The 15,851-nt window shown below is 56.6% G+C and carries 9 protein-coding genes and 3 tRNA genes; 6 read left to right on the forward strand and 6 right to left on the reverse strand.

Going from position 1 to position 15,851, the window contains the following annotated elements:
- Positions 1-95 precede the first annotated feature (95 nt).
- Together csdA and csdE are read left to right on the forward strand one after the other, a co-directional pair.
- Positions 96-1,301: a cysteine desulfurase CsdA gene (gene csdA, locus OGX75_RS11715; RefSeq protein WP_286451147.1), complete on the forward strand. Its 1,206-nt coding sequence runs from the start codon at positions 96-98 to the stop codon at positions 1,299-1,301.
- Complete coding sequence (csdE, locus tag OGX75_RS11720; protein WP_071257909.1) at positions 1,301-1,747, forward strand: cysteine desulfurase sulfur acceptor subunit CsdE; 447 nt, start codon at positions 1,301-1,303, stop codon at positions 1,745-1,747. The genes csdA and csdE overlap by 1 nt, the downstream gene beginning before the upstream one ends.
- A gap of 77 nt (positions 1,748-1,824) precedes the next feature.
- On the opposite strand, the gene tcdA is transcribed toward csdE, so the two are convergent.
- Positions 1,825-2,631, reverse strand: a complete 807-nt coding sequence (gene tcdA, locus OGX75_RS11725; protein WP_012134929.1) for a tRNA cyclic N6-threonylcarbamoyladenosine(37) synthase TcdA — start codon at positions 2,629-2,631, stop codon at positions 1,825-1,827.
- Positions 2,632-2,770: 139 nt separating this feature from the next.
- The gene (gene mltA / locus OGX75_RS11730; RefSeq protein ID WP_012134931.1) at positions 2,771-3,868 is read right to left on the reverse strand and encodes a murein transglycosylase A; all 1,098 of its coding nucleotides are present in this window, start codon (positions 3,866-3,868) and stop codon (positions 2,771-2,773) included.
- Between the two features lie 208 nt (positions 3,869-4,076).
- Here mltA and OGX75_RS11735 point away from each other — a divergent pair.
- From OGX75_RS11735 to OGX75_RS11745, 3 genes are all read left to right on the forward strand, one after another.
- A tRNA-Met gene (locus tag OGX75_RS11735) sits at positions 4,077-4,153 on the forward strand.
- Positions 4,154-4,199: 46 nt separating this feature from the next.
- Positions 4,200-4,276: transfer RNA gene (locus OGX75_RS11740), tRNA-Met, on the forward strand.
- A 151-nt stretch (positions 4,277-4,427) separates the two neighbouring features.
- A tRNA-Met gene (locus tag OGX75_RS11745) sits at positions 4,428-4,504 on the forward strand.
- 73 nt (positions 4,505-4,577) lie between these two features.
- Here OGX75_RS11745 and amiC read toward each other — a convergent pair.
- A complete protein-coding gene (amiC, locus tag OGX75_RS11750) occupies positions 4,578-5,831 on the reverse strand; it encodes an N-acetylmuramoyl-L-alanine amidase AmiC (RefSeq protein ID WP_024130905.1) in 1,254 nt (417 codons plus the stop codon).
- 233 nt (positions 5,832-6,064) lie between these two features.
- Here amiC and argA point away from each other — a divergent pair, with 233 nt between their 5' ends.
- Positions 6,065-7,396 carry an amino-acid N-acetyltransferase gene (gene argA / locus OGX75_RS11755; RefSeq protein ID WP_024130906.1) on the forward strand — a complete coding sequence of 444 codons (1,332 nt, stop codon included), beginning with the start codon at positions 6,065-6,067 and terminating at the stop codon, positions 7,394-7,396.
- A 93-nt stretch (positions 7,397-7,489) separates the two neighbouring features.
- On the opposite strand, the gene recD is transcribed toward argA, so the two are convergent.
- From recD to ptrA, 3 genes are read right to left on the reverse strand one after another with little or no spacing between them, the layout of a single operon-like run.
- Positions 7,490-9,316: an exodeoxyribonuclease V subunit alpha gene (gene recD, locus OGX75_RS11760; RefSeq protein WP_248622663.1), complete on the reverse strand. Its 1,827-nt coding sequence runs from the start codon at positions 9,314-9,316 to the stop codon at positions 7,490-7,492.
- Complete coding sequence (gene recB, locus OGX75_RS11765; RefSeq protein WP_286451146.1) at positions 9,313-12,858, reverse strand: exodeoxyribonuclease V subunit beta; 3,546 nt, start codon at positions 12,856-12,858, stop codon at positions 9,313-9,315. Before recB ends, recD begins: the two co-directional genes overlap by 4 nt.
- Positions 12,851-15,739, reverse strand: a complete 2,889-nt coding sequence (gene ptrA, locus OGX75_RS11770) for a pitrilysin (protein WP_286451145.1) — start codon at positions 15,737-15,739, stop codon at positions 12,851-12,853. Before ptrA ends, recB begins: the two co-directional genes overlap by 8 nt.
- Positions 15,740-15,851 lie beyond the last annotated feature (112 nt).

Consider the following 15,851-nt stretch of genomic DNA (forward strand, 5'->3'; position numbering starts at 1 on the left):
TTCACCAGGATAACCAGACAATTCCGATGGTTAGGACAAACCTTGTATCACAGCCCTTTTTGCGCCACGATCGGTATACTGAATTGAGGAATACCATGAACGCTTTCAATCCTGCGCAGTTTCGCGCGCAATTTCCTGCCCTTACCGATGCGGGCGTTTATCTCGACAGCGCCGCGACGGCGCTTAAGCCTCAGGCCGTGATCGACGCCACGCATCAGTTCTACAGCCTGAGCGCCGGAAACGTCCATCGCAGCCAGTTCGCCGAGGCACAGCGGCTAACCGCACGCTATGAAGCGGCGCGCGGCAAAGTGGCGCAGTGGCTGAACGCGCCTGATGATGCATCGATTGTCTGGACACGCGGCACCACGGAAGCCATCAATATGGTGGCGCAATGCTATGCCCGCCCGCGCCTGCAACCCGGCGATGAGATAATCGTCAGTGAAGCGGAGCATCACGCGAATCTCGTTCCCTGGCTGATGGTCGCTCAGCAGACGGGCGCAAAAATCGTCAAACTGCCCCTGAATGCCCTTTTCCTCCCCGACGTGGAGCGTCTGCCTGAACTCATCACACCACGCAGCCGGATTCTGGCGCTGGGACAGATGTCGAACGTCACGGGCGGCTGCCCGGACCTGGCGCGCGCTATCACGCTGGCGCACGCGGCAGGGATGGTGGTGATGGTTGACGGCGCGCAAGGCGCGGTGCATTTCCCCGCCGATGTACAGCAGCTGGATATTGATTTTTATGCCTTCTCCGCCCACAAGCTGTACGGCCCGACGGGCATCGGCGCGCTGTACGGCAAACCGGCCTTACTGGAAGAGATGTCCCCGTGGCTCGGCGGCGGCAAGATGATCGCTGAAGTCAATTTTGAAGGATTCACAACCCAGGCCGTTCCCTGGCGTCTGGAAGCTGGCACGCCAAACGTGGCTGGAGTTATTGGCCTTAGCGCCGCGCTGGAGTGGCTGGCGGAAGTGGATATGGCGCAGGCCGAAAGCTGGAGTCGCGGTCTGGCGACGCTGGCGGAAGACGCGCTGGCGAAGCGTCCGGGTTTCCGCTCTTTCCGTTGCCAGGACTCCAGCCTGCTGGCCTTCGATTTTGCCGGCGTTCATCACAGCGATATGGTGACGTTACTGGCCGAATACGGCATCGCCCTGCGCGCCGGGCAGCACTGCACGCAGCCGCTACTGGCGGCGCTTGGCGTAACGGGCACCCTGCGCGCCTCTTTTGCGCCGTATAATACAAAGCATGATGTGGATGCGTTGGTCAGCGCCGTTGACCGCGCGCTGGAAATACTGGTGGATTAATGACAAGCCCTCTTTTTGCCGGACACCCGTTTGGCACGACCGTAACGGAAGAGACGTTACGCGCTCTCTTTATCCCGCTCTCGCAGTGGGAGGACAAGTATCGCCAGCTTATTCTGTTGGGTAAGCAACTCCCGGCATTGCCGGATGAGCTAAAAACGCAGGCAAAAGAGATCGCAGGATGTGAGAACCGCGTCTGGCTGGGGCATACCCTGTCAGAGAAGGGAACGCTGCACTTTTTCGGTGACAGCGAAGGGCGTATTGTACGTGGTTTGCTGGCGGTTTTACTCACGGCGGTAGAGGGAAAGACCCCGGCGGAACTGCTGGCGCACTCGCCGCTGGGGTTGTTTGATGAGTTAGGCTTAACAACACAACTTAGCGCATCGCGCAGCCAGGGGCTGCATGCGCTGAATAACGCGATTCTTGAGGCTGCCCAGCAAGCCGGATGACGACGCTGATGCGTCTTATCCGGCCTACAACACCGCACGAACCGTAGGTCGGATAAGCATAGCGCCATCCGACACAATCAAGCCTGACGCGCCGCCTTCGCCATCATCTTCTTCAGCGCGTGAGACACGGCAACAAAGCCAAAGGTCGCAGTTACCATCGTGGCTGCGCCGAATCCAGAGGCGCAATCCATTCGTTTCGGCCCTTCCGCCGTCGCTTTCATCGCACATACGGAACCATCAGCCTGCGGATAAACCAGCGCTTCCGTTGAGAACACGCAGTCCACGCCCAGTTTGCCCTTGCTGTTTTTCACCACGCCAAAGTCGCTTTTCAACCGTTCGCGCAGTTTCGCCGCCAGCGGGTCCTGGATGGTTTTCGCCAGATCCGTTACCTGAATCTGGGTCGGGTCTATCTGCCCACCCGCCCCGCCGGTGGTGACTAACGGAACCTTATTTCGGCGGCACCAGGCAATCAGCGCGGCTTTTGGCCGCACGCTGTCGATGGCATCAATGACATACGAAAACCCTGCGCTCATATACTCCGCGACGTTATCCGGCGTGACAAAGTCATCCACCACCGTCACCCGGCACTCCGGGTTGATCTGACGAATACGCTCGGCCATCACCTCGGCTTTCGCCAGACCGACGTTATCGCGCAGCGCATGAATTTGCCGGTTGGTGTTGGTGACGCATACGTCATCCATATCGATGAGCGTGATCGCGCCAATGCCGGTACGCGCCAGCGCCTCTGCCGCCCAGGAGCCGACGCCGCCGATTCCGACCACGCAAATATGCGCACCGGCAAACAGCTGCAACGCTTTTTCACCATACAGACGGGCGGTGCCGCCAAAACGCTGGCGCCAGGCATCACTAATTACAACAGACATACGACCTCAGAATTAAAAAGGGGTAATACGATCGTAGGCCGGATACGTCGCTTGCGACGCCATCCGGCATGATTTGCCTGATGGCGCTACGCTTATCAGGCCTACGATTTAAATCTTCAGCGAAGCCGCCATCAGGCAATCAACCGCTAAATACGTTACCGGTTCCCGGGGCGTTTTTCAGCACCCAGACGCGCCCATAGTGATTATACCAGCCTGCGCGGTGCCCGGCGTCCGGGCCTATCCCCTGATAAATATCAAAGTGCTGGCCTTTAATCGCGCCGCCCACGTCCAGCGCCACCATCAGGCGCAATTCGTACTGGCCGTTAAACTTGCCGTTGTTATCCAGCAGCGGGACTTCCGCCAGCAGGGTTGTTCCTGCCGGGATAATGCTGCGATCGGAAGCCACAGACGCACGGCCGATAAGCGGCACGGCGCTGGCGCCTTTCACCGGGGCAAAAGATTGCGGCTTAAAGAAGACGAATGACGGGTTTTGCTCCAGCAGCTCGCGCACTTCCGCTTCACTGTGGGTTTCTCCCCAATGGCGAATAGCCTGCATCGACATATCTTCTTTCTTCACTTCACCGCGATCGATCAGCACCTTGCCGATACTGCGGTAAGCATGGCCGTTTTTCCCGGCATAGCTGAAGAAATTCAGCGGGCTGCCGTCGCCAAAATCAATATAGCCGCTGCCCTGAACGTCCATGATGAAGTTATCCATCAGCGAGTTGCTGTACGCCAGAATGTAGCTGTCGCTCAGCGCGCCGGAATAGATCTCGGCACGAGACGGTAAGCGGCCGCGTTTTGGCGGCATACGATAAATAGGGTACTGGAACTCCCCCTGACGGGTATGGCGCGCCTGAATAACCGGCGTGTAGTAACCGGTGAACTGGACGTTGCCGTAGTTATCCGCCCCTTCCATCTGCCAGGCATCAATACCAAACTGGCGCATCATTCGCGTATCGCCACCGGAACGTAACCACTCTTGCACGGCGTTATAGACGTTGCTCTGGTTGCCATACAGACGCGGCGACGCGCTGCGGATTTGGTTGACCTGCTCGGCGAAATCGCCTGCGTTGATAGGCGCCCCAATGGCGTCAGGTTGGTTCACCAGTGAGAAAGGCTGGGTAAACTTCCCGTCTTTATACTGCTGGCCGCGATCGGTCGGTTTAGAGGAACAGGCGGCAAGCATTGCAACCACCGCCCCCATAAGAAGGTAATTTGCCCAACGTCCTTTCATGAGTTCTCGTCTTTTAGCTGTAAATCTTGCGCTATGAAGATAACAAACCCCCGAACCTAATGAAATGCGAAGCGCTCCCCTGACGCAAATTACGCACAAAAAACGTACCAAAGCGCGTTGTTTTTGCACACAATCATCCCAATTTCGTGATCCGGGTGAAAAAAGGGTTGCATGAAAATGTTAGCAGAGTATAGTGCGCATCCACGGACGCGGGGTGGAGCAGCCTGGTAGCTCGTCGGGCTCATAACCCGAAGGTCGTCAGTTCAAATCTGGCCCCCGCAACCAATACAATGTGAAGAAAAGGTTACTCGATGGAAGAGTAACAGACGGACGCGGGGTGGAGCAGCCTGGTAGCTCGTCGGGCTCATAACCCGAAGGTCGTCGGTTCAAATCCGGCCCCCGCAACCAATTGAAATATGATGTAATATTTTGCAAAGTAGTTCGAATCACAACAAGGCGGCGACGCAGTGAATCCTTAGGAGCTTACTCCAGTAAGTGACTGAGGTGAACGAGGAAAGCCAACGCAGATGTGGTTTGAAATACGAAGCAGAAAGACGGACGCGGGGTGGAGCAGCCTGGTAGCTCGTCGGGCTCATAACCCGAAGGTCGTCGGTTCAAATCCGGCCCCCGCAACCAATATTAAACACCTTAACGGGTGTTTTTTCGTTTCTACGGTCCGTAAAAAAAAGCGCCTTTCAGCGCTTTTTTATTATCCCCTTCTCGCCAGCGTCGCCCCATCGGCAAAGTAGGCTTTAATACCCGCCAGAATCGACTCCGCCACTTCCTGCTGGAACTTCGCCGTTTTGAGCTTACGCTCCTCTTCAATATTACTAATAAAGGCGGTTTCCACGAGAATAGAGGGAATATCCGGCGCTTTCAGCACCGCAAAGCCGGCCTGCTCAACCTGATTTTTGTGCAGATTATTAACCCTTCCCAGCTTGTTGAGCACCGCTTTACCGAACTTCAGGCTATCGGCGATGGTCAACGATTGCACCATGTCGAACATGGTGTGATCGACATAGCGATCGCCGCTTTTACTCACGCCGCCGATCAAATCCGAGGCGTTCTGAGTTTGCGCAAGGTATTTTGCCGCCGTACTGGTCGCGCCCTTCGTCGAGAGCGCAAAAACGGATGAACCGCTGGGCTGTCGGCTGGTAAACGCGTCCGCATGGATAGAGACAAACAGGTCGGCGCGCTGCTTCTGGGCTTTCGCCACGCGCACTTTCAGCGGAATGAAGATATCCTCATTACGCGTCATGTAGACCTTCATATTGCCTTCTCTCTCAATTAACGCGCGCAAGCGGCGGGCAATCTGCAACACCACGTCTTTTTCGCGCGTCTTGTATTTCCCCACGGCGCCGGGGTCTTCCCCTCCATGACCGGGATCGAGCATGATCACGATCGGGCGATCGCGTCCCGCCTTGCCCGGCTGCGGCCCGCTCTGCGCAGGCGGCACCTGCTTATCCAGATCGCCTTTGTTGTAATCTTCCAGAAGCGCCAGCAACGGGTCCTGCATATCCTGCGCATTGGCAGGGTAGAGATCCATCACCAGGCGTTCTTTAAAGCCCGCCACTGGCGCAAGGGCAAACAGCTGCGGTTTCACATTTTGCTTCAGCTCAAACACCATCCGCACCGTCTGTGGATCAAACTGCCCCACTCGCGCTGACTTGATATACGGATCGTCCGCGCGGATCTGCGCGCCAATGCCTTTAAGCACCGAGTTCAGATTCACGCCTTCAATATCCACCACCACGCGCTCAGGGTTACTCAGGGCAAACTGTTTGTATTTCAGCAGACGGTTCGATTCCACCGTGACGCGGGTATAGCTGGACGCAGGCCAGATGCGTACCGCGACGACCTGGCTGACGGCAGCCAAACCGACCTGACTTACGCTCAATAGCCACATGGCGCCCGTCCCTTGTAGTAAACGACGGCGACTGATTGCTGAGTTGGATCCCGACATGCTTCTCCCGAGCAAAACAAACTTAACGGTGCTGATGTACAAAACGTCTAAATTGACCGGAAACTTTAGCGAATGACGCATAATCTGTCATCTATAAAAGGGTAAACTTTCTTTTTGTATTCACGGTATTACTGGGAGAAAACTTCAGCGGGATTAAAATTTGCGCTTGCGTGCGACGGAAAAACAGAATAAAAATACATTAATTTCGAATAATCATGCAATGAGGGTGTGCCGTGGTGAAGGAACGTAGAACCGAACTGGTACAGGGATTCCGCCATTCTGTTCCCTATATCAATACCCATCGGGGAAAAACGTTTGTCATTATGCTTGGCGGTGAGGCCATTGAGCATGAAAATTTCTCCAGTATCGTCAATGACATCGGGCTTCTGCACAGTCTGGGCATTCGCCTGGTGGTGGTCTATGGCGCGCGTCCGCAAATCGACGCGAACCTTGCCGCACATCACCATGAGCCGCTGTACCACAAAAATACCCGCGTGACGGACGCCAAAACGCTGGAACTGGTTAAGCAGGCGGCAGGCACGTTGCAGCTGGATATCACCGCCCGTCTGTCGATGAGCCTGAACAACACCCCCTTACAGGGCGCGCACATCAACGTCGTCAGCGGCAATTTTATTATTGCACAGCCGTTGGGCGTGGATGACGGCGTGGATTACTGCCACAGCGGACGCATTCGCCGTATTGATGAAGAGGCGATTCATCGCCAGTTAGACAGCGGCGCAATTGTGCTGATGGGGCCGGTCGCGGTTTCCGTCACAGGCGAAAGTTTTAACCTGACCTCAGAAGAGATCGCCACCCAGCTCGCTATCAAACTGAAGGCGGAGAAGATGATCGGCTTCTGTTCGTCGCAAGGGGTAACTAACGACGAAGGCGACATCGTTTCCGAACTTTTCCCGAACGAAGCGCAGGCACGCGTTGAAGCACAGGAAGAAAAAGGCGATTACAATTCAGGCACCGTGCGGTTCCTGCGCGGCGCGGTGAAAGCCTGTCGCAGCGGCGTGCGTCGCTGCCATCTGATTAGCTACCAGGAAGACGGCGCGCTATTGCAGGAGCTGTTCTCACGCGACGGGATCGGGACGCAAATCGTGATGGAGAGCGCCGAGCAGATTCGCCGCGCCACCATTAACGATATCGGCGGGATCCTGGAGCTGATTCGCCCGCTGGAACAACAGGGGATTCTGGTGCGCCGCTCCCGTGAACAACTGGAGATGGAGATCGACAAATTCACGATTATCCAGCGAGATAATCTGACCATCGCCTGCGCCGCGCTGTACCCTTTCCCCGAAGAAAAAATCGGCGAAATGGCCTGCGTGGCGGTACATCCAGATTATCGCAGTTCATCGCGTGGCGAAGTCTTGCTGGAGCGGATCGCCGTGCAGGCAAGGCAGATGGGCCTCAGCAAGCTGTTTGTGCTGACAACGCGCAGTATTCACTGGTTCCAGGAACGTGGGTTTACGCCGGTGGATATCGAGCTGCTGCCCGAGAGCAAAAAAGAGATGTACAACTATCAGCGTCGTTCAAAGGTGTTGATGGCAGATTTGGGATAACCCATTTTGCCTGACGGCGACGCTAAAGCGTCTTATCGGGTCTACGGGGATGCTGTAGGCCGGATAAGCGCAGGCGCCATCCGGCAACTTGCCTCACAGCCCGTTATTAAAAAACGCGGACAGTCCGCTACGTCGCTCCGTGCGCGTCGCAATTGCCCCGCTCAAAACCCGTTCATCGGCATAGAGAGACAGGCGACGACGTGCGCGCGTCACGGCGGTATACACCAGCTCACGGGTCACAACCGGCGAGCGCTGGCTGGGTAAAATCAGCGCCGCATGATCGAACTCCGATCCCTGCGATTTATGCACCGTCATCGCCCAGGTTGTTTCATGCTCCGGCAAACGGCTGGGCTGCACCGACTTAATGCTGCTATCCGGCATGGCGAACCACACCCTCAACCCCTGGCCGCGATCGAGCGCAATGCCGATATCGCCATTGAACAACCCCAACGCGCTGTCATTGCGCGCAATCATTACCGGACGCCCTTCATACCAGCGGCTGTGCGGGTGACGCTGAATTTTGCGTTTTTGCAGCATAACCTGTTCGATGCGTTCATTCAGACCGCCAACGCCAAACGGCCCTTCACGCAGCGCGCACAACAACTGGTACTCATTGAAAGCCTGAATAATCGCCCCCGGCTCCGCGCCCTCGCGAACAAGCGCCAGATAACGCCCATAACCGGCCAGCGCCTCATCGAGCATGGCGGCGTAATCCTCGCTGCTCTGTAGCGTTCGTTTTTCAATATCGCTGAATCCCTGCTGAAAGACCGTTTTCATCGCCGCTTTATCGCCGCGATTAATGGCTGCCGCCAGTTGACCAATGCCGGAATCATGCCCGAAGCGATAGCTTTTTTGCAGCAAACACAGGCTATCGCGCAAAGAGGCCGCCTCCGTGCCTGCGCCCGCAGGAATGGGGCTTCCCGTCAATCGGCTCAGCTGCTGTGCGCGCCCGGCGGTAAATCCGGCATTTACCCAGGCGCAGATATCGCCCAGCACCGCCCCCGCCTCAACGGAAGCCAGCTGATCGCGATCGCCGAGAAAAATCACGCGTCCGTGCGGCGGCAGCGCCTCAATTAGCCGCGACATCATCGGCAAATCGATCATTGATGCCTCATCCACCACCAGCACGTCCAGATGCAGCGGATTTCCCGCGTGATGGCGCAGCCTCTGGCTACCGGGCTGTGCGCCCAACAGCCGGTGCAACGTACTGGCGTCATCCGGGATGCGTTTTTTTTGCTCATCCGTGAGCGGAAGCTGGCGCAATGCCGCGCCAAGCGACTCGGTAAGACGCGCCGCCGCTTTCCCCGTCGGCGCCGCCAGTCGTATACGGCATCGCTCGCCGTCCGCCATCTGAATCAACGCGGCCAGCAGCTTCGCCACGGTAGTGGTTTTACCGGTGCCAGGCCCGCCGGAAATGACGGAAATACGGCGCGTCAACGCCACGGCCGCCGCCACCTTTTGCCAGTTGACGTCATCCGTCGGCGGGAAAAGCGCATCCAGCGTGCGGGCCAGTTGCTGTTCATCTACCGCGATCGCCTGGTTAACCTCGCTAAAAAAGCGGGCTACCGTGCGCTCGTTACTCCACATCCGGTTCAGGTAAAGGCGATCTTCATGCAGAATCAACGGCGTTGGCCGCTCTCCCTGACTGACCGCCCCGGAAGCCAGCAGACACGATGTCCAGTCTTCAGGTGCGTCCCTCTCGCTAAACCAGGAGACCAGTAGCGGATGCGACTCTTCCGTTATCGTCAGGCGCGAAAGCGGCATACAGACATGCCCTTCCCCGGCATCGCGGCTGAGCAATGCAACGGCCAGCGTCACACACGGATCGTCCTGCCCGGCAACCGCCAGCGCAAACTGAGCGTCTAATGGCCGCAACAGCTTTTGTTCTACGGCCTCCAGTAATCGCTTCTGAATTGTCATTGCGCCTCCTCCGCTACAACGCCTGCAAACATCTCATCCATTAACGCAATCAGTTCGCCGTCCGGCCGGGTCGAGAAAATGCCCTGCCGTGGATATTCACGGTCAACGCCGCGCAGGAAAAGGTAGATCACGCCGCCGAAATGGCGTTCATAGTCATAATCGGCGATGCGATGGCGCAGATAGCGGTGCAACGCCAGCGTATACAGCTGATATTGCAGGTCATAGCGATGCGCCTGCATCGCTGAGGCCATCGCCTCCTGAGTGTAGGCCGTGCTGTCTTCGCCCAGCCAGTTTGATTTGTAATCGAGCAGGTAATACCGCCCTTCATGGCGAAACACCAGGTCGATAAACCCTTTCAGCATGCCGCGAACCTGCATGAAGTCGAGCGGCGGGCAGCCCGCCGAGAGCGGATCAAACCGGCGAATCAGCGCATCCAGTTGACTGGCGATAAGCGGCTGTGCGATCGGCAGATAAAACGCCATCTCCACCTGTTTTTCACGGGCAGAAAGATGACGCAGACTCACGCCGCGTTCGGTCAGGGGAGCCTGCAAAACAGCGTCCAGCCACTGCGTTAAAACCGGCTCCCAGTGCGCGTCATAACCGCCAAGCTCCAGTTTTTCCCGCACCCAGGCCGGGTCAACGGGCTGCGTAAAGTCGAGGTCTTCAAACAGGCTATGCAGGAATGTACCCGGCGATGCCCCTCGCGGGAACTGGTGCGGCGTCAGTTCCGGCTCTTCCACCACGTCTCCTACCCCGGCAGCATCCACATCCAGACGCGGAATTAGATCCTGGGCGACGCTATGGCCTTGCTGCTGTAAGCCGGAATAACTGGTTACTCGCCAGTTGTCGGCAGGCATTCGGCGTAATGCTCTGGCGCTTAGCGCCGCACGCGACGCTTCCGTTACCTGCCAGCGTTCGCTGTCCGGTTCGGCTGGCGTCCGACAGGTGATATCCTCCCCGCAAAGCGCGTCAATGCAGGCGCGAAGCCCGGCGGCATCTTTCGGCTCACCTTTTTGCAGCAGGCGCCCGAGCGCGCTCTGGTGTACATCGGTATCGCCTTTCTTATCTCCGCGACGACGCACCAACGGCGCAACGCCGAGACTGCAATGCCACACCGAACGGGTCAGCGCCACATAAAGCAAACGCAGGTCTTCCGCCAGACGCTCTGCTTCCGCCAGTTCAACGCTCTCCTCGGCGTGGCTGAGATCCAGCACCGCGTCAAACGAATTGCGATCGTGATAAAACGCCTGATCCTGCACGCGGAAATGGGTAATAAAAGGCAGCCAGACGAGCGGGTATTCCAGCCCTTTTGATTTATGGATGGTGACGATTTGCACCAGATGTTTATCGCTTTCCAGCCGCAGTTGCTGGCTGGCGGCATTGCTGTCCGGCTCAAGAATATGCTGCGACAGCCAGCGCACCAGCGCATGCTCGCTTTCCAGCTGCGAACCGGCTTCCTGCAACAATTCGCTAATGTGCAGAATATCGGTCAGGCGGCGCTCGCCTCCCGCCGTCGCCAGCAGGTTTTCGGCAATATTCCGCGCTGACATCAGCGCGCGCAGCATGGGCATGACGCCGCGCTTATGCCAGATTTGACGATAGCCGTCGAACTCTTCGACCACCGCATCCCAGGCATTTTCGTCGTTATTCAGCGTTTCGATGTCCTGCGCGGTCAACCCCATCATCGAGGCCGCCATCGCGCTACGCAGCGTATTTTCACGCTCTGGCGTCATGACGGCCTGTAAGATCCACAGCATTTCCTGCGCTTCCAGCGTCTCAAATACGCTGTCGCGGTTGGAGAGATAAACGGACGGAATCGCCAGCAGCGTCAGCGCATCACGAATTTGCGCCGCTTCCTGGCGGCTTCGCACCAGCACGCTGATATCCGAGGCTCGAACCGGTCGTGAGGTTTTCTCGCTAACAAGCAGCGCATCGCCAGTTTGCCCGGCTTTCAGCCAGTCACGAATTTGCGTCGCGCACACCTGCGCCATGTAACTCTGATAGTCGCCAATGCCGCAGCTTTCCCCTTCCATCAACCACATATTCATGGCGGGCTGCGTCTCGCCGTTCAGCACAAAGCGCAGCAACTGGTTCTTCTGGGCCGATTTAACCGGCGCAAATGGAATTTCGCGGAACATAAAGGCGTCGTTCATCTGACTGAACAACGTATTCACGCTGTTGACCATGCCCGGTGCGGAACGCCAGTTGGTATCCAGCGTATAATGGGCGCTGACCTCGCTGCGGGCTTTCATGTAGGTGAAGATATCCGCGCCGCGAAACGCATAAATCGCCTGTTTCGGATCGCCAATCAGCAACAGCGCGGTGTCCGGCTGATGCCGCCAGATGCGGCGGAAAATGCGGTACTGCTGCGGGTCGGTATCCTGAAATTCATCAATCATCGCCACCGGGAAACGGCCACGAATTGCGCTTGCCAGCGCATCGCCGCTATTACTACGCAGCGCAACATCCAGACGACTCAGCATGTCGTCGAAACCTAATTCACCCCGGCGTTGTTTTTCCTGCGCAACCGTCTCGCGGATTTCCGCCAGCGCACGGGTAATCAGCAGATCTTTTATCGTCAACGGTTCAGCCAACAGTTCCTCAATGGCGACAAACAGCGGATGCTGCGGGGTTATGCCGCCCGCTTTGGTTCTCTCTTCCAGGAATCGCCGGGAGAATTTCTCCAGCGCATCGGGTAATTGATAGGTTTGCGTTTCCGCCTGCGCCCACGCCGTGATCTTCTCGATCCATTTCGTCTGGTTGCCGCGATTGAATTTTCTGCGATCGATTCCCGACGACTCTATCACCCCATCCAGTTCATCAACGGACGCGCACCATTGCTGCTTCAGGGCGTTAATACGCGACAAAATGTGTTCGTGGCGAGACGCCAGCGTCTCGTCTGACGGCGGCGGTGCTTTGATGACCGGCGCTTCGCCCTGCAAATAACGATCGATATCTTTCAGTAGCGCCCGGGGGCCTTTCCACGCTTCAAAGACAACCTGGGCAATTTCGCGTGGCAGCGGATAACAGTGACGCCGCCAGAAGTCGGCGCAGGCCTGATAGCGCAGAAGGGATTCATCTTCGATTAATTGCTGCTCGAACAGCATGCCGGACTCAAACGCATTCAGGCTGAGCATGCGCTGGCAAAAACCGTGGATGGTGAATACTGCCGCCTCATCCATCTGTCTTTCCGCCAACAGTAACCACTGCGCCGCCTGCTTTTTATCCTCGATCTCTTCCAGCAGGCGGGCATATAACGGGTTATCGGTAGTTTCACGCAGACAGGCGATACGCAGTTCATGGATGTTGCTGCGGATGCGGCCGCGTAACTCTTCGGTGGCCGCCTCGGTAAACGTCACGACCAGCAGTTCTTCCACGGTCAGCGGTCGGGGAAAGGCGGCAGAGCCGCCCAATCCGAGCAGCAGGCGCAGATACAACGCGGCGATAGTAAACGTTTTGCCAGTGCCCGCAGAGGCTTCAATCAGACGCTCGCCCGTGAGGGGCAAGCGTAAAGGATCAAGGGACTCAGCGGCATCATTCATTCTTTTCACTCATCAGGGGTAAGGTTTGCTGCAACGCGCTGACGTTCTCCCACACTTTCCAGCCTTCCGGGCGCACGTACTCTGCTTTCCCGTTCTGACTGCCGGAAACCTGTGACAGTATCGCCATGCCTTGCGGCTCAACCACCGCCTGATGGAAGAAATCGGCAAGTTTTTGCGGCGTCAGCAGTTTAATCTGAGCCACGATTTTATCACGTGAATCAAAGCGCATATTGCCGCGATCGAAATCTTTGCTTAATTTCGACGCCTCTTCGCCCAGCGTTTGCGGCGCTTGCAACATCTGCGCGATGATCGCCTGCTGAATTTGCGCAAACTCTTCCGGCGTCATCGCCCGCAGCTTCGCTTCCGCCGTTGGGAAGAATGCTTTGTAACGCTCCCAGAGATAAGACGGTTGCTTGTCGCTGCTTTGCAGCAGGAAACCCATCCCCCACTGACGCCCGACGCTCATCGGGAAAGCGAACACCGCATAGCCTAACTGTTCTTCAGTACGCAACTGATTATAGAACCACGGCTGAACGATTTGCCCTAACATCGCGCTGTAGGCTGAACTGGCATATTCATCGTAACCGGTTGGAACGAATACCGCCGCCAGCGCGGAGTCAGTGCTGCTCCCCGCCTTCTCAAAGATGACCGACTGCTTTTTATCCACCAGTACGTCTTTATTGCGACACCACTCTGAACCGTTGGCGCCAAGCTGCTGTTGGATATCCCGCGCCATGGTTTTCACCTGCGCTTCGCGCATATTGCCAATCACCAGAAACTCCGGTCGCGCGCCTGCTTTTAACGTATCGCGGTAAGCCATGACCTCTTTCAGCGTGATCGAAGGCAACAGCTTACGGCGTTCATCACGCTGGAAGTAAGGCACCTGAGAAAGCATCTGTGCCGGCATAATCGCCTGATCGTAGGCCTTCCCTTTTTCTGCGGAATCCATCATCTGTGCATACCAGGATTTCGCCTGTTCCAGCTGTTCTTCCGTCGCGGTGTAGCTGAAATACCCTTCCAGCAATGCCTGGAAAAGCTGCGGCAAGCGCTGCGTGTAACCGTTCGCGTTAAGCATCAGACCATTGTTGGCGTTGGTGGAAAAGCCAATCCCGCCGACCGATGCCTGGTTGCTTAACTGGTCGAGCGCGATCCCCGCGAGATAATCGTTTAACGCAAACATCACCTGGTTTCTGGCGCTGTCCATTGCTTTCGGGTTACGCAGAATAACGCTGACATCCGCCTTAGGCTCGCTGGCAAAATAACGGCTCGGCGCATAAACCACGCGCAAATCCGGTTCATCGACAATCAGCTCCGGGTGAGGATATTCCTTCTCCGGTTTGATCAGCGTGAAATCGTCTGGAATATAGGGGTTAAGCTCCGGTAATGACAGCGCAATGCCCTGCGCTTTTTGCTGCCAGTCGGCGAGCGTTTTGTCGTCGATTTTATTCACCTGATAAGGCGCGTCGACAAAATAGGCCATTTTGTTGTGCGGTTCCTTCGGGCTGATGTACCAGATACGCGCATTCTGCGGCGTCATCATCGCCAGGCGTGATTTCACCGCCGCCGCATCGTATTGATCGGCGATATTCACCGCATCCAGCGTATGTTCCACCGGAACGCGAATCATCGTATCCGCCAGCCATTCGACGTAATCCATATCACGGGTGATAGAGGGGTAACGGAAGTCGAGATCCAGCACATGCGCCAGCTCATCGAAGTAGCGTTTATCCACGCCTTTTTCACGTAACAGGTTGAGATAGCTGAAGATGGCGGCGACAACGTCGTCCCGGTTCGCCAGCCCTTTGTCCGTCAGGGTAGCAGAAATGGCCAGTACGCCGCTGTTACCGTTAACCACCGGGTCGGAGTCCGCACGAATGCCTTCCACTAATCCTTGTTTTTGCAGCCAGTCGGAGAGCGTTCCCGGGCTACGGTTGCCAATCAGGTAGGTCACCAGTTCGTCGGTTTTGCTGCGAAACTGCGCGCTGTTGTTATCAATACGAAACTCTACGCGCAGCACTTTACGCGGCAGAGCAGGCACATAATGAATGATGATGCCCTTTTGCGCGTCCGTTACTACCGGCACGGTAATTTCCGGCTTTTTGATATTTTTATTCGGCACCCGGCCATAGGTTTCAGCCGCAATACGCGCCAGTTCCGGCAGCGGTTTGTTACTGTAAATCACCGCCTTCATCAGGTTCGCTGAATAATATTTTTCGTGAAACGCCTGCAACGCCTGCTGAACCGGATTGCCCGGTTTGTCGCTTAAGGTTTCCAGATTGCCGCCAGAGAAGCGCGAACCCGGGTGCGCCGGGTTGATGGTTTCTGCGCTGACCTGCGCCATACGCATACCGTCTCGCGTACGCGCCATCGTCAGTTCGGCATTGACCGCATTGCGCTCACGCTCGGCATATTTTTTATCCAGCAACGGGGCGGCAATGGCATCGGCAAGGCGATCGACCGCACCTGACAGGGCGTCGTTTTCCACCTCCAGATAGAAGGCGGTACGATACGGCGCGGTGCTGGCATTATGGCTGCCGCCGTGCATTTTAAGGTATTCGGCAAGGCTGTCAGGCTGGGGATATTTTTTAGATCCCATCAGACTCATATGTTCGAGATAGTGCGCCAGCCCCTGATGTTCATCGGGGTCCTCCAGCGATCCAACAGGCACCACCAGCGCGGAAAGCGATTTTACCGCTTGCGGGTCGGATACCAGCAAAACCACCATGTCATTGTCCAGACGAATCGCCTGATACTGACGCGTATCTTTCTCGCTTTTACGGATGGTTTCCGCCAAAGGCTGCCAACCGGTATCTGCCTGACTTAAGGGTGCCCAAAGGGCGACAAACAACAATAACGCTTTGAACCAGGTGCTGCGGGGCATTCACGAACCTCATCATTAACTTTCTTTCCCGCTCAGGTGAAGCGCGAGCGCGACGCTGGCGCTTATTGAGCAGGACAAAACTGTGTGCTAAACGAGTCAGCATCTCTTATTG

This window comes from Citrobacter sp. CK199 (assembly GCF_030333285.1).
GTDB classification, from domain to species: domain Bacteria; phylum Pseudomonadota; class Gammaproteobacteria; order Enterobacterales; family Enterobacteriaceae; genus Citrobacter_B; species Citrobacter_B koseri.